Origin of the sequence: Aeromonas sp. 600282 (assembly GCF_049175755.1) — a bacterium.
Lineage (GTDB): Bacteria > Pseudomonadota > Gammaproteobacteria > Enterobacterales > Aeromonadaceae > Aeromonas > Aeromonas veronii_A.
Genome location: NZ_JAAKVR010000020.1, coordinates 18,399 through 37,092, shown reverse-complemented (window position 1 = coordinate 37,092; position 18,694 = coordinate 18,399). Strand labels below are relative to the sequence as shown.

At 61.5% G+C, this 18,694-nt stretch carries 18 protein-coding genes; 5 read left to right on the top strand and 13 right to left on the bottom strand.

Annotated elements, in window-relative coordinates; genetic code table 11:
* Positions 1–3: 3 nt before the first annotated feature.
* Genes G5137_RS17530 through ilvG form a run of 3 tightly spaced genes read right to left on the bottom strand, consistent with a single transcriptional unit; the run spans position 4 to position 2,882 of the window.
* Positions 4–948 carry a branched-chain amino acid transaminase gene (locus G5137_RS17530; RefSeq protein WP_421255731.1) on the bottom strand — a complete coding sequence of 315 codons (945 nt, stop codon included), beginning with the start codon at positions 946–948 and terminating at the stop codon, positions 4–6.
* 12 nt (positions 949–960) lie between these two features.
* Positions 961–1,239 (bottom strand): acetolactate synthase 2 small subunit, encoded by a 279-nt coding sequence (gene ilvM, locus G5137_RS17525; protein ID WP_005342011.1) that lies wholly within the window; start codon positions 1,237–1,239, stop codon positions 961–963.
* The gene (gene ilvG, locus G5137_RS17520) at positions 1,236–2,882 is read right to left on the bottom strand and encodes an acetolactate synthase 2 catalytic subunit (RefSeq protein ID WP_421255730.1); all 1,647 of its coding nucleotides are present in this window, start codon (positions 2,880–2,882) and stop codon (positions 1,236–1,238) included. The genes ilvM and ilvG overlap by 4 nt, the downstream gene beginning before the upstream one ends.
* A 384-nt stretch (positions 2,883–3,266) precedes the next feature.
* Between ilvG and G5137_RS17515 the strand changes: the two genes are divergently transcribed.
* The 3 genes from G5137_RS17515 (at position 3,267) to G5137_RS17505 (ending at position 6,779) form a co-directional block, all read left to right on the top strand.
* A complete protein-coding gene (locus G5137_RS17515) occupies positions 3,267–4,781 on the top strand; it encodes a YifB family Mg chelatase-like AAA ATPase (RefSeq protein WP_194494738.1) in 1,515 nt (504 codons plus the stop codon).
* A gap of 126 nt (positions 4,782–4,907) precedes the next feature.
* The gene (locus tag G5137_RS17510; RefSeq protein WP_005356150.1) at positions 4,908–5,807 is read left to right on the top strand and encodes an acyltransferase; all 900 of its coding nucleotides are present in this window, start codon (positions 4,908–4,910) and stop codon (positions 5,805–5,807) included.
* Positions 5,808–5,813: 6 nt separating this feature from the next.
* On the top strand, positions 5,814–6,779 hold the full coding sequence (locus G5137_RS17505) for an acyltransferase (RefSeq protein ID WP_421255729.1): 966 nt from the start codon (positions 5,814–5,816) through the stop codon (positions 6,777–6,779).
* On the opposite strand, the gene G5137_RS17500 is transcribed toward G5137_RS17505, so the two are convergent.
* Both G5137_RS17500 and G5137_RS17495 read right to left on the bottom strand, forming a co-directional pair.
* Complete coding sequence (locus tag G5137_RS17500; protein ID WP_224969114.1) at positions 6,704–7,210, bottom strand: DUF523 domain-containing protein; 507 nt, start codon at positions 7,208–7,210, stop codon at positions 6,704–6,706. The two genes, G5137_RS17505 and G5137_RS17500, sit on opposite strands and share 76 nt — an antisense overlap.
* Positions 7,207–7,857, bottom strand: coding sequence for an NUDIX hydrolase (locus tag G5137_RS17495; RefSeq protein WP_005339607.1), 651 nt, complete (start codon positions 7,855–7,857; stop codon positions 7,207–7,209). Before G5137_RS17495 ends, G5137_RS17500 begins: the two co-directional genes overlap by 4 nt.
* Positions 7,858–7,931: 74 nt before the next feature.
* On the opposite strand from G5137_RS17495, the gene G5137_RS17490 reads away from it, so the two are divergent.
* Complete coding sequence (locus G5137_RS17490; RefSeq protein ID WP_005356142.1) at positions 7,932–8,567, top strand: nicotinamidase; 636 nt, start codon at positions 7,932–7,934, stop codon at positions 8,565–8,567.
* Positions 8,568–8,656: 89 nt separating this feature from the next.
* Positions 8,657–9,835: a nicotinate phosphoribosyltransferase gene (gene pncB / locus G5137_RS17485; protein WP_042062464.1), complete on the top strand. Its 1,179-nt coding sequence runs from the start codon at positions 8,657–8,659 to the stop codon at positions 9,833–9,835.
* 72 nt (positions 9,836–9,907) lie between these two features.
* Here the strand turns inward: pncB and G5137_RS17480 are convergent, their stop codons facing one another.
* From G5137_RS17480 to pyrE, 8 genes are all read right to left on the bottom strand, one after another.
* Positions 9,908–10,516 (bottom strand): thiol:disulfide interchange protein DsbA/DsbL, encoded by a 609-nt coding sequence (locus G5137_RS17480; RefSeq protein ID WP_005356138.1) that lies wholly within the window; start codon positions 10,514–10,516, stop codon positions 9,908–9,910.
* Positions 10,517–10,653: 137 nt separating this feature from the next.
* On the bottom strand, positions 10,654–11,643 hold the full coding sequence (locus tag G5137_RS17475; RefSeq protein WP_058058952.1) for a serine/threonine protein kinase: 990 nt from the start codon (positions 11,641–11,643) through the stop codon (positions 10,654–10,656).
* Between the two features lie 103 nt (positions 11,644–11,746).
* Positions 11,747–13,198, bottom strand: coding sequence for a cytochrome c oxidase accessory protein CcoG (gene ccoG / locus G5137_RS17470; protein ID WP_005356121.1), 1,452 nt, complete (start codon positions 13,196–13,198; stop codon positions 11,747–11,749).
* Positions 13,199–13,389: 191 nt separating this feature from the next.
* Positions 13,390–13,653: a YihD family protein gene (locus tag G5137_RS17465; RefSeq protein ID WP_005339598.1), complete on the bottom strand. Its 264-nt coding sequence runs from the start codon at positions 13,651–13,653 to the stop codon at positions 13,390–13,392.
* Positions 13,654–13,683: 30 nt separating this feature from the next.
* Positions 13,684–14,838, bottom strand: a complete 1,155-nt coding sequence (locus G5137_RS17460) for a GGDEF domain-containing protein (RefSeq protein WP_005339596.1) — start codon at positions 14,836–14,838, stop codon at positions 13,684–13,686.
* A gap of 127 nt (positions 14,839–14,965) precedes the next feature.
* On the bottom strand, positions 14,966–15,355 hold the full coding sequence (cueR, locus tag G5137_RS17455) for a Cu(I)-responsive transcriptional regulator (protein ID WP_005356117.1): 390 nt from the start codon (positions 15,353–15,355) through the stop codon (positions 14,966–14,968).
* On the bottom strand, positions 15,356–17,785 hold the full coding sequence (locus G5137_RS17450) for a heavy metal translocating P-type ATPase (RefSeq protein ID WP_421255728.1): 2,430 nt from the start codon (positions 17,783–17,785) through the stop codon (positions 15,356–15,358).
* A 179-nt stretch (positions 17,786–17,964) separates the two neighbouring features.
* Complete coding sequence (gene pyrE, locus G5137_RS17445; RefSeq protein WP_139460235.1) at positions 17,965–18,618, bottom strand: orotate phosphoribosyltransferase; 654 nt, start codon at positions 18,616–18,618, stop codon at positions 17,965–17,967.
* Positions 18,619–18,694 lie beyond the last annotated feature (76 nt).

The following is an 18,694-nucleotide window of genomic DNA, read 5'->3' as shown; positions in this document are numbered from 1 at the left end:
TCATCAGTCGTTGACGGGCGTCAGCCAGCCCCACTTGTCCTCGGTCTGGCCGTTAAACAGGCCGAAGAAGGCGTTTTGCAGCTGCTCTGTCACCGGGCCACGGCTGCCAACGCCCACCTTCATCCGATCGACGGAGCGCACCGGGGTCACCTCGGCGGCGGTGCCGGTCATGAAGATCTCGTCCGCCACATAGAGCGCCTCGCGGGGCAGCGCCTGCTCGCGCACCTCGTAACCCAAGTCACGCGCGAGCGTCATGATGGTGTCGCGGGTGATGCCGGGCAGGATGGCAGCGGTAGCAGGCGGGGTGAACAGTACGCCGTTCTTCACCAGGAACAGGTTCTCCCCCGCCCCTTCGCTCAGGTAGCCATTCACATCCAGTGCCAGCCCCTCGGCGAAGCCGTTGCGCTTGGCCTCGCGGCTGATCAGCTGGGAAGAGAGGTAGTTGCCGCCCGCCTTGGCGCCGGTGGGAATGGTGTTGGGAGCGAGCCGGTTCCATGAGGTGACGCAGACATCCACCCCGTTTTTCAGTCCCTCTTCCCCCAGATAGGCGCCCCACGGCAGAGCGGCGACCATCAGGTCAGCCTTGGCATCCAGCGGCGGATGCAGCCCCAGCCCCACATTGCCGACAAAGGCCAGCGGGCGCAGGTAGCCGCTCTTCAGGCCGTTCTCGCGCACCACGGTGCGGCAGGCTTCATTAACTTCGGACTCGCTGTATGGGACGTCCATCCAGTAGATTTTGGCGGAGTCGAACAGGCGGCGGGTGTGCTCCTGCAGACGAAAGATGCAGGTCCCCTTGGGGGTGTCGTAGGCGCGTACCCCCTCGAACACCGAGGAGCCGTAGTGCAGGGCGTGGCTCATCACGTGCACCTGGGCATCCTGCCAGGGCACCAGTTTGCCGTTGAACCAGATGTATTGCGGGTGAGTGGCGGATTGGGAAGGCTGTGACATTGGCTTGGCTCCTTAAGCTCTGATCCGGGGTTGCTGTTCCAGTGCATCGACCCGGGAGACGTCCACCAGCTTCACCAGCTGGCTCCACAACTGCTGGATGGGACGCACCGACTCGACAGTAACCGTGATCCGCAGCTGTTGGCAATCCTGCTCCATATTCAAGGCGCAGAGATTGAAGCCGCGGTGGCGCACCACCCGCAACACCCGCTCCATCACTTCGGGTCTGGGCTGGGCATGGATATGCAGGGTGTGCTGTGCAAATGCTGGCTGGGCAAGGGTGTGCGGGTTCATGGGCGTTGCTCCATCATCTGGTGGTTGGCGACTCCCGGCGGAACCAGGGGCCAGACGTTTTCTTCCTCTGAAATGGCCACATGCAGCAGGTAGGCACTCTCGCTTGCCAGCAGGCGATCGAGGGCGCCGGCTATCTGCTCCTTGCATGTGATGGTCTCGCCCGGAATGCCGAAAGCGGCAGCCAGGGCGACGAAATCGGGGTTGTCGGAGAGGATGGTCTCGCTATAGCGGCCGTCGAAGAACAGTTCCTGCCACTGGCGCACCATGCCGAGACGCTGATTATCCAGCAGCACCATCTTCACCTTGAGCTGGGCGCGGCGGATGGTGCCAAGCTCCTGCACATTCATCATGAAAGAGCCGTCACCGCTCACCAGCACCACTTCATCCTCCGGGCGCGACATCTTGGCCCCGATGGCGGCGGGCAGACCAAAGCCCATGGTGCCGAGGCCGGCGCTGGAGAGGTGGTTGCGCGGGCTGGTGAAGCGCATATGCTGGGCCACCCACATCTGGTGCTGACCCACGTCGCAGGCCACCACGCTGCTCTCCGGCAGCCGGGCGGAGAGCTGCTTGAGCAGGGCCGGCGCATAGATGGCCTGACCCGGATGGTCGTAGCGAAACGCATATTCGCGGGCCATGGCGGCACAGTGTTCACGCCAGGGGGCAATGTCGAGAGTCATGGCGAGGCGCGGCAGCACCTGTTTGAAGTCCGTGGTGATCCCCACCTCGGCAGCGCGGCGCTTGCCGAACTCTGCGGCGTCCACATCGAGATGGATCACCTTGGCCTCGGGAGCAAACTCCTCCAGCTTGCCGGTCACCCGATCATCGAAACGAGCCCCTACCACCAGCAGCAGATCGCACTGCTGCACCGCGTAGTTGGCCGCCTTGGTGCCGTGCATGCCGAGCATGCCCAGATAAACAGGGCTGTCGGGGTCGAGCGCACCAATTCCCTTGAGGGTGGTGACCGCTGGCATGCCGGTGACGGCAGCAAAGTCACGCAACTGCTGCTCGGCATTGGCCATGCCTACCCCGCCACCGACGTAAAGCACCGGACGCTCGGCGGCAGCCAGCAGGGTGCGGGCCGCGGCCAGATCCGAGGGGTTGAGCACCTCCGGCTCTTCCACTGCAAACAGCGGGCCCTGGGCAGGCACCGCGGCCAGTTGCACATCCTTGGGGAGATCGATCAGCACAGGGCCGGGGCGACCTTCGGTGGCGATGGCGAAAGCTTCTGCCAGCACTCGCCCCAGATCGGCGGCATCGGTCACCATAAAGGAGTGCTTGGTACAGGAGAGGGACATGCCGAGCACGTCGACCTCCTGAAACGCATCGGTGCCGATGGCGGAACAGGGCACCTGACCGCTGATGGCCACCAGCGGCACCGAATCGAGCAGCGCCTCCGCCAGACCGGTCACCAGATTGGTGGCGCCGGGGCCGGAGGTAGCGATGCAGACTCCCACCTGACCGGATGCGCGGGCATAACCGACCGCGGCCATGGCGGCACCCTGCTCGTGGCGGCAGAGCTGATGGGCCAGACCACCGTCATACAGGGCATCGTAGACCGGCATGATGGCCCCGCCCGGGTAACCAAACACCTGGGTCACACCCTGTTTCTTGAGAGCCTGTACCAAAAACTGCGCGCCGTTCATGTGGAAAATCCTGTCCTTTGGTCGAAAAAAAACCCCCGAGCTGTGAGGCTCGGGGGTCGCTTGTTTCGTTCTGTCCGGTGGTGGGTCTATCCCTTGTTCCGTGCAGCTAAACGAGCCCCGAGCGGTGAGATAATAATCACCACTAGGACCACAATAATGCTGACGAAACGGGAGGCCATGTTCATAGTTACAACCGGAAATCCTGTGAAATTGGGGCGGTTTCTACCGCTAATGGCTATTAGAACTAGCACGGTGATTTTTATTGGGCAAGCCTTTTTTCTGTGACAACCCACTGATTTTGGCTATTCCTCAGCCGGAACTCTGGAATAAAAAACCAACAACAAGCAGTTAGTCAGAACATATATCAACTCAAGGACGGGATTTATGTCATTAGCTGTGGTTTATAGCCGTGCCAGCCTCGGGATCGCGGCCCCGCAAGTTACAGTGGAAGTTCACCTCTCCAACGGCCTGCCCGCCTTCAACATGGTCGGCCTGCCGGAAACCTCGGTGAAGGAGTCGCGGGATCGGGTGCGCAGCGCCCTGCTCAACGGCAACTTCGAGTTCCCGAGCAAACACATCACGGTCAATCTGGCCCCCGCCGATCTGCCCAAGGAGGGAGGCCGCTTCGATCTGGCTATCGCTATCGGCATTCTCGCCGCTTCCAAGCAGATACCGGCAAAATATCTGCTCGATCACGAATTTTTAGGGGAATTGGCCCTGACCGGAGAGATCCGCCCCGTACTCGGGGTACTGCCTGCCGTACTCGCCTGCCGGGATGCGGGACGCACTCTGCTGGTGCCGCGGGAGAACGGCCCCGAAGCCTCCCTCATTCAGGATGCCGAGGTGCGCACCGCCCACCAGCTGCTGGCAGTCACCGCCTGGCTGGCAGGACAATACGAACTGCCACTGCCGAATCCCCAAAGCGCGGAGAGCCTGCCCGATGTGCCAGACCTGCAGGATGTGATCGGCCAGTCACAGGCCAAGCGGGCACTGGAGATCGCCGCCGCCGGCAGCCACAACCTGCTGTTCATCGGCCCGCCCGGCACCGGCAAGAGCATGCTGGCGAGCCGATTGCCCGGCATTCTGCCGCCGCTCAGCGAGCAGGAGGCGCAGCAGACCGCCGCCATCCACTCCATCGGCGGCCTCACCCCGCGCGCCGGTCACTGGCACCACAGGCCATACCGCACGCCGCACCACAGTGCCTCGGCAGTGGCGCTGGTGGGCGGTGGCAGCCACCCGCGGCCCGGCGAAATTTCGTTGGCCCACAACGGGGTGCTGTTTTTGGATGAATTGCCCGAGTTCGAGCGCAAGGTGCTCGACTCCCTGCGCGAGCCGCTGGAGACGGGCCACATCACCATCAGCCGGGCCGCCCGGCAGGTGGATTTTCCCGCCCGCTTCCAGCTGGTCGGTGCCATGAATCCCAGCCCCTGCGGCCACTATGGCGATGGCCAGACCCGCTCCAGCCCGGATCAGATCCTGCGCTACCTCGGCAAACTCTCCGGCCCCTTTCTCGACCGCTTTGACCTGACGGTGGAGGTGCCACTGCTGCCCAAGGGGAGCCTGACCGGCAAGGCGGAGCGAGGGGAATCGAGCCAGCAGATCCGCGATCGGGTGCTGGTGGCGAGAGAGCGTATGCTGAGCCGTAACGGCAAGCTCAACAACCTGCTGGATAGCCGTGAGATAGAGGATATTTGCCGCTTATCACCGCAAGATGCCGAATTTTTGGAGAACGCCATCCAGAAGCTGGGGCTCAGCATCCGGGCCTGGCATCGCATCCTGCGGGTGTCACGCACCATCGCCGATCTGGCCGGGCAACCCGCCATCGGCAAGGAGCATCTTATCGAAGCGCTCGGTTATCGCGCCATGGACAGGCTGCTGTCGCGATTGCGCAGCAGCTGACAGCAGGGAAAGGGTGAGTCCGACCCCGTAACGGCTCTGAATGGTCTCACGGGCAATCGGCTGATATTATGGCCACAGATCTGACCACTTGATGGCCCTTTATCGACAGCAAGACGGACCCGACTCATGCCCAACAAGCTGACAGAGCGACTGCGCGGCAGCCTCTCCACCCTGCTCTATTTTTTCAACACCCTCTTCTGGTTTGTCCCCATCTTCTCGCTGGGTCTGCTCAAGCTCCTGCTCCCCCTCAAGGGGTGGCGCACCCTCTGCAACTGGCTGCTGGATGGCTGTGCCAGCTGCTGGATCGGTTTCAACAATCTGATCCAGAAAACCATCATCAAAACTCCTTTCGAGGTGGTCGGAGTGGACAAAGGGCGCCGGAATGAGTGGTATATGGTGATTGCCAACCATCAATCCTGGGTCGACATACTGGTACTGCAGCGGGTTTTTAACCAAAAAATCCCCTTCCTGAAGTTTTTCCTCAAGAAAGAGCTGATTTGGGTACCTTTTCTCGGTCTGGCATGGTGGGCGCTCGACTTCCCCTTCATGCGGCGATATTCCAGAAAATTTCTGGAAAAACATCCCCATCTGAAGGGAAAAGACATAGAAACAACCCGTAAAGCCTGTGCCAGGTTCCGCCACATTCCGGTGAGTGTGATGAACTTCGTCGAAGGCACCCGCTTCACCAAGGGCAAACATCAGAAGCAGGGTTCGCCCTATCGTCACCTGCTCCAACCGAAAGCAGGCGGCATCGCCTTTACCCTGGCAGCCATGGGTGACCAGTTGCATCAACTGGTGGATGTCACCATCGCCTATCCGGACGGCATCCCCAGCTACTGGGACTTCATGTGCGGCCGGGTCGGGCAAATCAAGGTTCAGGTCCGCTATTTGCCGATCGACCGCAAGCTGGTGGGGGATTACTTCAATGACCCCGAGTTCCAACAAGAGTTTCAACAGTGGTTGAACGGGATCTGGCACGAAAAGGACCAGACCCTGAGCCAACTGCTGGCAACCAAGGCGCAGTAAACATTCATGCTATCCCTGCTTCCCGGCCCGCTGGTGCTGATCATCAGCGCGGGCCTGACCATCCTTTTCACCGCCTTGTGCGCCAGCCTGATCCTGCTGGTGTCGCTGGCCAAACTGCTGCTGCCGATCCCGGTCTTTAGCCGCGCCTGCAGCCGCCTCAACAACCGCTTCATGCGCCTGTGGCTGGCCTGCAATGCGCTGGTGATCCGCCTCACCACCCGCATCGACTGGCAGGTGGAGGACAGCACCAGGCTGCGCAAGGATGGCTGGTATCTCATCATCAGCAACCATATGAGCTGGACCGATATCGTGGTGCTCGGCCACCTGTTCCGCGATAGGCTGCCGGTGCCCAAGTTCTTCATGAAGCACGAGCTGATCTACATACCGCTGCTGGGGCTCGCCTGCTGGGGGCTCGATATGCCCTTTATGCGTCGCTACTCACGGGAGTTTTTGCTGAAGAACCCGCACCTGCGCGGCAAGGATATCGAGACCACCCGCAACGCCTGCGAGAAGTTCCGCCACATCCCCACTACCGTCATCAACTTCGTGGAAGGGACCCGTTTCACCGAGCAGAAACGGGATGCGGCCCGCTCCCGCTATCGTCACCTGATGCCGCCCAAGGCGGCGGGGCTGGCCTTTACGCTGGCAGCCATGGGCGAGCAGTTCGACAGCCTGATCAACGTCACCATCCGCTATCCGGACAACGCCGAGACCCCGTTCAAGGACTTCCTGATGGGACGGGTAAAACGCATTCAGGTGCGGATTGAGGAGCTGCCGGTGAATGAGCAGCTGATTGGAGATTACTTCAACGACAAGCAGTTCAAGCGCGGTTTTCAGGAGTGGCTAAACCAGCGCTGGCAGGAGAAGGACGAGGTGCTGGAGGGGTGGCAGAGCGGTCAGTCACCGCTGCCGGTTGCCGCCAAATCCGGGGAGGAATCCAAAGAGAGTGCCGAGGCCAACTCGGCCAACTGATCTTCGGAAAAGACTGCAATCCCGTGGCGGCGCAGCAGGGCAGTGGTCTTGCCCTCGCCCGCCACAGAAACACCTTCGAAGCGGCCGTTATAGATACGGCCGCTGCCACATGAGGGGCTCCCCTCTTTCAGCAGGGCGAAGCGAATGCCCTGCGCCTGACAAATAGCCAACGCCAGCTCGGCGCCGCGATCAAACTCTTCAGTCACATCCAGCCCGCTCGCCGTCACTACCAGCTCGCCCTGTCGCTCGGCAGGGGGGCGCGGGGTCGGCAAGCCGCCCGCCACTTCGGGGCAGAAGGCCAGCACCCGCCCCTCGGCACCCAGCTCACTCAGCCAGTCGCTGACAATCCCCTTGCTCTGACCGTCGTAACGCACCGGCTGACCAAGCAAGCAGGCACTCACCAGCACCTTGTGCACGCCGGTCTCACTCATGCTTCCGCTCCATGCATCACCTGATCGAACATCACGCAGCAGGGGCTCTCCAGCCGATAGAGAATGGCGGGGCGCTGTTTGCCGGTGCGCTTGCGGCCGGTATCCACCAGAATGTCGGCGCGATGGATCCGCTTGCGAAATGCCGCCGTATTCATGGGTGTTTGCAGGATGATTTCGAAGGCGCGCTGCACCTCGGAGAGGGTGAACTCGGGCCCCAGCAGTTGTAGCGGCAGGGTGCTGTAACGGCTCTTGATCCGCAGCCGCTCCAACCCCTTGGCGATGAGCTGGACATGGTCGAAGGCGAGGCTCAGCCCCGGCAGGTTGGCGAGCGGATGCCAGCAACCGTGGATCGCTTCCACTTCCGGATCGACCAGACAGAGATAGACCAGGGTCGTGGACCAGCCGCGGGGATCCCGCTCCAGATTGCCGAGGGTGCAGACCTGCTCGCTGTAGCAGTGACCGAGCCCCCACTCCGCCAGCAGACGGCGCTGGGCGGCATCCAGATCCCGATCCCGGGTCTCGTCGATGCGCAGCGCCGGCAGTTGCCAGCAGTGGGCAAAGGGGGGGCGATCGCGGGTCTCGAGCAGCAGCTCGAGCCGCTCCTCATGCAACCGCAGCACCACCATATCCAGACTCATTCTCAGCATGCCGATCGCCCTGCTCGCCTTCCATTAATGTTTGGTAGATAATATCACACGAATAGTATGTGCAGGAGCCAATCATGGGAACCGTCGCCAGCCTGGATATTGATGCGCAGAAGGGCTTTACCCCCCTCTGCCCGAACGAACTGCCCGTCGCGGGCGGTGATGATATTGTGGCTGCGCTCAACGCTCAGGCCACCCTCGCCACGCTGCGGATCGGCAGCAAGGACTCTCACCCTGCCAATGCCGACTGGGCCGTCTCTGACCCTGCCGGTATGCTGTTGCCGCTGGATCTGCCCAACGCCGACCTCACCTGGCCGGTGCACTGCGTACCGGGCAGCAAGGGCTTCGAGCTGCTCGACGGCCTGCCCGCTCCCATCGACTATGACTTCTTCGTCTGGAAGGGGGTCGAGCCGGATCTCCATCCCTACGGCACCTGCTTCCACGACCTGGCAGAACGGCGCAGCACCGGACTCATCGAATTTCTGCAAGCCCGCCAGGTCGATACCGTACTGGTCGGCGGCCTCGCCACCGACTACTGTGTCAAAACCAGCGTGCTGCAACTGCGCCGCGCCGGTTTCCGGGTGATCGTCCATCTCGATGCCTGCCGTGGCATCGCCCCCGCGACGGTTGCCAGCGCCCACACCCAGATGATCGAGGCAGGGGCCGAACTGGCCCAGACCCTGATCGATGTACAACGCCTGCTGGACGCCTGATATGCCCCTCATCCTCACCAGCCTGTCCGATAGCGGCGCCTGCAATTTACCTATGCAACTGGCGTTCGCCCGCCTGCGGGGAGCCTGATATGCCACCGATTCTTACCAGCCTGCTCGACACCGACGCCTACAAGCTGCATATGCAGCAGGCGGTGTTCCATCGCTATCCGGATGCCGAGGTGGTGGCCGAGTTTCACAGCCGCAATGAAGAGGATCTGCTGCCCATGATGGGGCAGATCGAGGAGCAACTGCGCCTCGCCGGATCCCTGCGACTGACCAAGCCCGAGCTCGATTTTCTGGCCGAGCGCCCCTTCTTCACCCCTGACTACCTCGACCACCTGCGCCGCAAGCCGCTAGACGCCTCCCTGCTCAAGGTGTTCGAGCAGGATGGTCGTATCAATGTGCGGGTCGAGGGCCCCTGGCAGGATGTGATCCTGTGGGAGATCCCGGTGCTCGCCATCATCAGCGAGATGCGCAACCGCTTCCGCTACCCCCAGTTCGGCGTCAGCCACGCACTGGAGCGGCTCGATCAGAAGATCGACAAGCTGGAGAAGGAGCTGAGCCGCGACGAGATGAGCGAGTTCAACCTCATCGACTTCGGCACCCGCCGCCGCTTCTCCCACGCGGTACAGGATGCGGTAGTGGGTCGCCTCAAGGAGCGGCTGCCGGCGTTTCGCGGCACCAGCAACTACATGCTGGCCCAGAAGTACAAGCTGCCCGCTGTCGGCACCCAGGCCCATGAGTGGTTCCAGGCGCACCAGCAGCTCGGCTTCCCGCTGGAGCACAGCCAGCGCGCCGCCCTCACCAGCTGGCTGGACGAGTTCACCGACCATCTCGGCATCGCCCTGACCGACTGCATTACCATGGATGCCTTCCTGCGCGACTTCGACTTCGAGCTGGCCAGCAGCTATCAGGGCTTGCGTCACGACTCCGGCGATCCCGTGGTGTGGGGCGAGAAGGCGATCAGCCACTATCAGCGCCTTGGCATCGACCCCACCGACAAGACCCTGGTCTTCTCCGACGGGCTCAACCTCGACAAGGCGGTGCAGCTGTTCCGCCACTTCCGTGGCCGCATCAACACCAGTTTCGGTATCGGCACCAAGCTCACCTGCGATCTGCCCGGTGTCAGCCCGATGAACATCGTGTTCAAGCTGATCGAGTGCAATGGCGGCCCGGTCGCCAAGATCTCCGACAGCCCGGGAAAGACCCTCTGCCGGGATGCGGAGTTTATCCGCAACCTCAAACAGGCGTTCCACGTCGGGGTCTGATCTTCGAGATCGCCAGAAGACAAAAAGCCCGCCGGTTCGCACCGGCGGGCTTTTTTATCGACTCAAGGGGTATCAGTCTTTCTTGGCCAGCAGGAACTGCACCAGCTTGTTGAACTGCTCTTGAGAGGTGATGGATTCAATCTTCACCATGTACTTTCCGTTCACCAGGAAGGCCGGTACACCGCGAATGTTGTAACTCTCGGTGTTGCGATCGAACTGGGAGACCATGCCGGAGACGGCGAAGCTGTCGACGGCACCGTCGAACTCTTCAGCCGGTACGCCGTTGTCCACGAAGATCTTCTTCACATCGTCACGGCTCATCGGCGGCTGACGCTGGGTGTGGATCTTGTTGAAGATGGCCGGAGTCAGCTTGGCTTCGGCGTTGAGCAGGCTGGCAACGGCGTAGGCACGCTGCATCTCGGGGCCCATCTCGCGACCGAGGAAAGCAACCGGGTTCTTCTTGAGGGGCACACCCTCTGGCAACCCGGCCTTCAACTGTTCAACGATCGGTTCGAAGGTAGCGCAGTGCGGGCAGTAGTAGGAGAAAAACTCCATCACTTCCGGCTGGGCACTGCCAGTCTGTTTGACCACATCGTAGTTGACGCCTTCCTTGAACTCGGGGGCGGCGTGAACCATGGGGATCATCAGCATGGCAGCAAGGAAAAATAGAACTTTTTTCATGATGTTTCCTGTTAAGGGATCACTGTGAGGCACGCCCGGCGAACCGAAGCAGTGCCAAGCCTATTGTTTCGCCATGCTGACGTCAATGGTCAGGGCCGGAGATCGAGTCCCCCTTGCCGCACAAGATCCCTTCTATTTCACCAGTTTGGCATCAGGGTCAACGGTGGCGCCTTGAGTGCCTCCAGCTGATCGTGCAGTGTCGCTATCTGTTGACGCCAGTAGTGATCGGTATTGAACCAGGGGAAGTGACGGGGGAAGGCGGGATCTTCCCAGCGCCGTGCCAGCCACGCCATGTAGTGAACGATGCGCATCGCCCGCAGCGGCTCGATCAGCGCCAACTCCCGCGAGTCGAACTCCATAAACTCCTCGTAGCCCGCCAGCAGGGTGTCGAGCTGGATCTGCTGCTCGTGGCGCTCGCCGCTCAGCATCATCCAGAGATCCTGAATCGCGGGGCCGGTGCGGCAATCATCGAGGTCGACAAACATGGGGCCATCGCGCCAGAGGATGTTGCCCGGGTGGCAATCGCCATGCAGGGAGATCTGCGCCACATCGAGCGTCATGGCGTCGCTGACATGCTTGATCAGCTCGTCGAGCACCCCGAAGAATTGCTTCGCCAGCCCGCTTGGCAGCCATTCGCCAGACGCCAGCAGCTGACGCGGTTCGTGCAGCATACTCTCCACATCGAGCCGCACCCGATGGTGAAACGGCTTGCTGGCGCCGATCTGATGAATGCGACCGAGGAAACGCCCCACCCACTCAAGCTGGTCGAGATTATCCACCTCGAACTGGCGGCCACCGACGCTCTGCCAGATGGCAAAGGGGTAGCCCTCGTGCTCCAGCAGGGTCTCGCCCGCGAAGGCGAGCGGTGCGGCGACCGGGATCTCAGCCTCCGCGAGACGGGTGGCAAACTCGTGCTCCTCGAGGATCTGGGCCCGGCTCCAGCGGCCGGGACGGTAGAACTTCACCACATAGCGGCGACGATCCTCATCCTGAAACTGGTAGACCCGGTTTTCGTAGCTGTTGAGCTCGATAAGGCCGGAGTCGAGCCGCAGGCCACTGAGATCGAGCGCATCCATGATGAGGTCGGGATTTAGGTCGGAATAGTTGAAACGCATGTCATCCACCATAAGAAAGGGGCGCCGTTGCGCCCCATTCTATCACTACTGACCGGCATTGCCGTGCTCACTGGTGACCGGACTGGTGTCACGCCCGGCCCGCAATCACACGCAGTTACAACCGGCTGATAAACTTGCTGCCCTGGCGCAGGTTGCCCTTGCTGTCGTCGGGCGCCGCCCCCTCCCGTTTCAGCACGAACTGGATATCCAGCGCCGGCCGTTTCAGGTTGTAGGGATCGACCGCCAGACTGACCGGCAGGGTGTAGATCTCGCCCGCCTTCAGGGTCACTTCACGGGGGCCGAACCACTGATACTCGGGCAAGCCCTCCACATCCAGCTGGTAGGTCTGGGACTGCAGGGTCTTGTTGAGGATCTTGAGGGTGTAGGTGTTCTCAATCAGCCCCTCGCTGTTTTCGCGGAACAGCTGGTTGCGATCCCGCAGGATATCGAGCCCCATCGGCATGATGGACATGGCGTTGTAGACAAAGACCCCCAGCATCACCGCCATCACCAGCCCGTAACCAATCAACTTGGGCCGCGCCACATGGGTGGAGTCGTTGGCCAGCTTGTGCTCGGTGGTGTAACTGATGAGCCCTTTCGGGTAGCCCATCCGCTCCATGGTCTGGTCGCAGGCATCGACGCAGGCACCGCAGTTGATGCACTCGTACTGCAGGCCGTCGCGGATGTCGATACCGGTCGGGCAGACCTGCACGCAGAGATCGCAGTCGATACAGTCGCCCAGCCCCATCGCCTTGGGATCCGCCTTGCGGGAGCGGGCGCCACGGGTCTCGCCACGCTTGGTGTCATAGCCGACGATGAAGGTGTCCTTGTCGAACATGGCGGACTGGAAGCGGGCATAGGGGCACATGTGGATACACATGATGGCACGCATCCAGCCTGCGTTGCCGTAGGTGATGATGGTGAAGAAGAGCACCCAGAACAGCACCCATCCGCTGGCCTGCAGGGTGAAGAGATCCGGCACCAGTTCAGTTACATCCTGGAAGTAGGCGACGAAAGTCAGGCCGGTCACCAGCGAGATCGCCAGCCAGGCCAGATGCTTGGCTCCCTTGCGGGCCAGCTTCTCGCCGCTCCAGGGCGCCTCGTCCAGCTTGCGCCGCTTGTTGGCGGGCCCTTCCAGCTTCTCTTCAAACCAGATGAACATGAAGGTCCAGACCGTCTGCGGGCAGAGATAGCCACACCAGACCCGACCGAGGAAGGTGGTAATAAAGAAGAGTCCGAAGGCGGCGATCATGAAGAGCCAGGCGAGCAGGGTCAGATCCTGCGGCCAGATGGTGGCGCCAAATATATGGAACTGCTGGTGACCGAGGTCGAACAGCACCGCCTGTCGCCCGTCGTAACGCAGCCAGGGCAGCAGCACGAACAGCGCCACAAAGAACCAGCCCATGGCCTTGCGCATCCGCTGCCAATACCCTTTCTGGGCCCGCACATAGATGCGGTTGCCCGGATTGAATCTGTCGTCGCTGGCTTTGAACGTATTGGGGTTGAAGGTCCCGGTTACGCCCTTGTCGGTGACGTCCTTGATATCGATTTTATCGTGGTCGGCCATTGCAAGACATCGCTCCCTTAATTGTTATGGCGCGGATTATATCTTAAACAACCTGCTAACCGTGTGGATTAGATGTATCTAATGTTGGCGTTGGATCGCAAATTTCATTAACAAAAAAGGCGTTTCGCCTGTTGACGAAACACCTTTTTTAGATTCCATTGAGGCCTTTCTGATGCGACCGGCTAAATGGCTTATTTGATACCGCGCGCCTTGAGCAGCGCCTCTTTGAAATCGGGCACATGATCCTTGGCCAGACCCGGGATCATCGCCTGCTTGTCGGATTCCCGCATCTTGAGGTGATAGATCAGCATGTCGTCGGTCAGCTCGGACAGAGGCCCTTCAAATCCCGCTTCTTGGGCCAGTTTGGCAACAAACTGCACCAGGCTGAGATCCTGTTCCTTGATCCAGGCAGGCTGCAACAACTCCAGCAGCTCTTCGATACGATGACATTGCATAGACAACCTCTTTAATCTGTCACGTTAAATTCAGGCAACCTTACCCATCAAGGCTACTTCGATTCGATCCCGCCCATTATGCTTGGCCTGATACAGGGCCGCATCCGCTTTTTGGATCAAATCGGCGATTTTCATGCTGTTGTCCGGTATCAGTGTCGCAACACCAAAACTACATGTGACCCGACCGGAGACCAGTGACTTCTGGTGCGGGATGGCCAGCTCCTTGAGCGCCTGCCGCACATTGTCGGCCACCTGCAGTGCCCCCTGCATGCCGGTGCAGGGCAGCAGCAAGGCGAACTCTTCGCCCCCGTAACGGGCCGCCAGATCATCCTCGCGCCGCTCCACTTCGGCCAGCAATCCAGCCACCTGTTGCAGGCAGTCATCCCCCAGCTGATGGCCGTAGAGATCGTTGAACTGCTTGAAGTAATCCACATCCACCAGCACCAGCGACAACGGCGCCCGGGCGCGGTGACAGCGCCGCCAGGCCCGCTCCAGAGAGTCGTCGAGATGGGCGCGGTTGGCGATGCCGGTCAGGCCGTCGAGGCGAGAGGTGAGACGCAAATGCTCGGAGACCGCCTTCAGTTCGGCCACCAGTTCGGCGTTGGAGAAACGGTGGTGGAGCGAGGCGATCTGATCCCGCCGCATCCGGCGGAGCAGGGTCGGCAGAAAGACAAACAGATAACCCGCCAGCATGCAGGAGACGATTCGTTCCTGCTCGTTGCCATTGCCCAGCTCGAACAGCATCGCCATACCCAGTGGCAGAGCGGAACCATAGAGGGTGCGGCGGCTGCCAAACAGCATGATGGCGCTGCCGGTAAGAATGAGGCTGGAGAGCATCATCATGGCGGCCCGGTAGGTATCGGGCAGCTTGTCCATGTAGAGCAGCACCCCGAGAGCCCAGATGATGGAGGTGATGGTGGCTCCGATAAAGAGCTCCCGCTCCAGCACCGGCAACGGTGTCTGGTGCAGGCGGGCTCGGCGCCAGCGCAGGTGCCAGCCCCGACCAAGCAGCCACAGAAAAGTGCCTGCCAGCCAACCGAGCGCTTCGATAGCGGGTAGATAGTCGTGAAACAGCAGACTCCAGCCAAATGCCAACACGCCCAAACAGGGGAGACTGAACGATGCATGGGTATAGAGCTGGGCCATAATGGCCTGCTTAACCTGGCGTGTCACACTCTGGGTCAACTGAGTACTCCTGTACAAGAGCCGAGCAGTCTACCATTACCCCCTGACCCGCAACAATAAAGCGCCGCTTATTAAGAAGTTAATCAATCAACAACGATTTCTTCTGCGCTGGCAGGTGAGTCCTTGCTCACCCCTTCTCCAATTCGTCGAGGATCGGGCACTCGGGATTTTCATCCCCGTGGCAGCAGCAAACCAACCCTTCCAGGGAGGTAAGCATGGCCTGCAAACCGGCAATGCGGGCGCGCAGATCGACGATCTTCTCCTGCGCCAGCTTCTTCACCTGGGCGCTGGTTCTGTGTTCGTCCCGATAGAGCGCCAGCAGCTCCTGACACTCCTCCAGATTGAAGCCGGTCTCCCGCGCCCGTTTGACGAAACGCAGCTCACGCAGCGCCCCCTCGGTGTAACTGCGATAACCGTTGTCACTGCGTACCGGGGCTGTGATGAGGCCAATGCTCTCGTAATAACGGATGGTCTTGGCGGTCAGCCCCGTGGCCTTGGCAACCTTGCTGATGTTCATTTATGCCTCCTTACTGATCGGGTTGGATGCTGGCACGTGCGCCGCCCTGGGCTGCCAGCGTTTCAATAACAGGGAATTGCTCAATACTGTGATGCTGCTCAGGGCCATGGCCGCCCCCGCCAGCTCGGGGCTCAGGTAGCCCAGCGCCGCCAGCGGAATGCCGATGATGTTGAATACGAAGGCCCAGAACAGATTCTGCTGTATGGTGCGCCAGGTGGCCGCCGAGATATCGATGGCATCGGCCACCAGCCGCGGGTCGGATCGCATCAGGGTGATGGCGGCGGTCTCCATCGCCACGTCGGAGCCGGAGCCCATGGCGATGCCGACGTCCGCCGCCGCCAGCGCCGGGGCATCGTTCACCCCGTCCCCCACCATGGCCACCAGCCCGCGGGTTTGCGCCCGCAGCGCCTCCACTTTCTCCACCTTGCCCGCTGGCAGCACGGAGTCAAAGGCCCCGTCCAGCCCCAGCTTGGCGGCAATATGGGCCACCGGCGCCGGTGCATCGCCACTCACCAGCCAGCTGGCGATACCGCGCTGGCGCAGGGTGGCGATGGCTTCCGGGCTCTCGGGGCGCAGGGTATCGGCCAGTGCGGCGATACCAGCCACCGTGCCGTCGATGGCCACCCAAACCCGGGTCGCGCCATCGGCGGCTTGTTCATCCTGTTGCGGCGGTTCAATCCCGAGCTGGGCCAGCAGGGAGCCATTACCGATGGCGACTGTGTGACCCGCTACCTGACCGACAATACCGGCCCCGACCCGCACTTCCACCGCCTCCGGCTGGGGCAGCGTAGCCTCTTTGCCGACCGCCTCGCGCATGGCCAGCGCCAGCGGGTGTTCACTCGCCTGCTGCAGGGCGGCAGCGAGGCGCAGTTGCTCGTCGTTGCCGCTCCAGCTGGCCAGCACCGGCCGCCCCTGGGTCAGGGTACCAGTCTTGTCGAAGATGAGCGCCTTGATGGCGTGGGCCTTCTGCAGGGTATCGACATCCTTGATCAGAATACCGTGGCGCGCCGCTACCCCGGTGCCAGTGACGATGGCGGCCGGGGTCGCCAACCCGAGGGCGCAGGGACAGGAGATCACCAGCACCGCCACCGCTGCCAGCAGCGCCTGACCGAAGTCATTGCTGATGGCGTACCACACCAGCAGGGTGAACAGAGCGATGACCATCACCACCGGCACAAACACGGCGGAGACCTTGTCCACCAACTGTTGCAGCGGCGCCTTGCCCATCTGGGCACTCTCCACCAGTGCGATGATCTTGCTGAGACTGGAGTCCTCCCCCACGGTAGTGGCTTCAATCTCCAGCACGCCGGAGCGGTTGATAGCGCCGCCCAGCACCTTGTCGCCCACACTGCGCGGCACCGGCAGGCTCTCACCGGTGAGGATCGACTCGTCCAGCTCGCTGGCGCCGCTCACTATTCTGCCATCCACCGGCACCCGCTCACCCACCAGCACCCGCAGCCGATCGCCGCGCAGCACCTCGTCGATGGCGACGCTTTGCCAGTTCTCGCCACGCCAGACGGTGGCGGTTTCCGGCCGCAGCGCCATCAGTTCGCGAATGGCGGACTGGGTGCTGCGGCGGGCTCTCGCCTCCAGCAGTTTTCCCAACGAAATCAGGGTAATGATGATGGCGCTCGCCTCGAAATAGAGCTTGCCGCTGGCGGCCATCCCCAACGTCAGCAGCAGATAGAGGCTGTAGAAGTAGGCGGCGCTGGTACCGGTGGCCACCAGCACATCCATATTGGCTGCGCGATTCTTGATGGCAAGCCAGGCGCCGCGATAGAAACGGGCCCCGATCCAGAACTGCACCGGGGTGGCGAACACCAGCTCCAGCCAGGCGGGTAGATGCCAGGGGAACAGTCCGGCCATGGCCAGCATCCCCACCAGCAGCGGCAACGTCAGCAAAGCCGAGACGATGACCCGGGTTTGAGCCTGACGGGCTGTGGCGGCCTCCTGCGCTTCCCGCTCCAGCAACTGCTGGCGGCGGCCGCTGGCCGAGCCTTGTGCCAGCTGGGCGCCAAAGCCGAGCGCTTCGATCTGCTCGCGCAAAGCGGCGGGCGTCTGCATCCCGGGGACCAGCACGATGCGGGCCTGTTCGATAGAGAAATTGACCTCGGCCGAGATAACGCCGGGCAGCGCGGCCAGCATCTTGTTCAACCGAGCCGAACAACCGGCACAAGTCATGCCGGTAATTTGGAACAAAAAGGTCTCGCTGCCGTAGTCGTAACCCTGACTCTTGATGCTGTCGAGCACCGCAGGCAGGCGATCGGGGCTGGCCAGCTCGATGGCCGCCTGCTCCAGCGCGAAGTTGACGGTGGCCTCGACCCCTTCAAGCTTGTTGAGGGCGGTCGCGATGCGGCCTGCGCAGTTGGCGCAGCTCATGCCGCTGAGCGGCAACTGCAGATGAATGGGTGATTGAAGATGAGTGGTCATGTTGTTCCTCCCCGGAACCCGTCGGCACAACAAAACGCCGACTGGCAAACCCTAACCTTTACTGTAAGGGCAAGCTCAAGCCACATGATCCACTTTTTGCAGATGAAAAAAACGGCGCCCGTTTGCTGCCAGAGAACAAACGGGCGCCGCATTCAGCTATTGCGCGGTGCGAGCGGAGCTCAGATACCGTACTGGGCGCGATAAGCCTTCATGGCCGCCAGTTGCGCCGCCAGCTCCGGCTGTTCGGCCTGCTTCTCTTCCAGATACTGGATCAAGTCGCTCATCTGGATGATGGCGATGATGTGAGCGCCGTAGTCACGCTCCACTTCCTGAATGGCGGAGAGTTCGCCCTTGCCCTTCTCCTGACGGTCCAGCGCGATCAGTACGCCAGCCAGCGAGGCGCCGTTGGCCTGGATCAGATCCATGGATTCGCGGATGGCAGTGCCGGCGGTGATGACGTCGTCCACCAGCATGACGCGCCCCTTGAGCGGGCTGCCCACCAGATTGCCGCCCTCGCCGTGATCCTTGGCCTCCTTGCGGTTGAAGCACCAGGGCACGTCCACATCGTGCTGCTCCACCAGCTGCACGGCGGTAGCGGAGGCGATGGGGATCCCCTTGTAGGCCGGGCCAAACAGCACATCAAACTCGATACCGGCATCCATCAGAGCGGCGGCATAGAAGCGGCCGAGACGGGCCAGATCGCGGCCGCTGTTGAACAGACCGGCGTTGAAGAAGTAGGGGCTTTTACGACCGGATTTCAGGGTAAATTCACCGAATTTGAGGACCTGTTTCTCCAGGGCGAACTCGATAAATTGACGCTGGTAGGCTTTCATTCTGGCTCCTTGCTTGGCTTGTCGTTGTCTTGTGTGGGGGTATAAAAAAACGCGGTCAATGCCGCGTTTGCAGGAT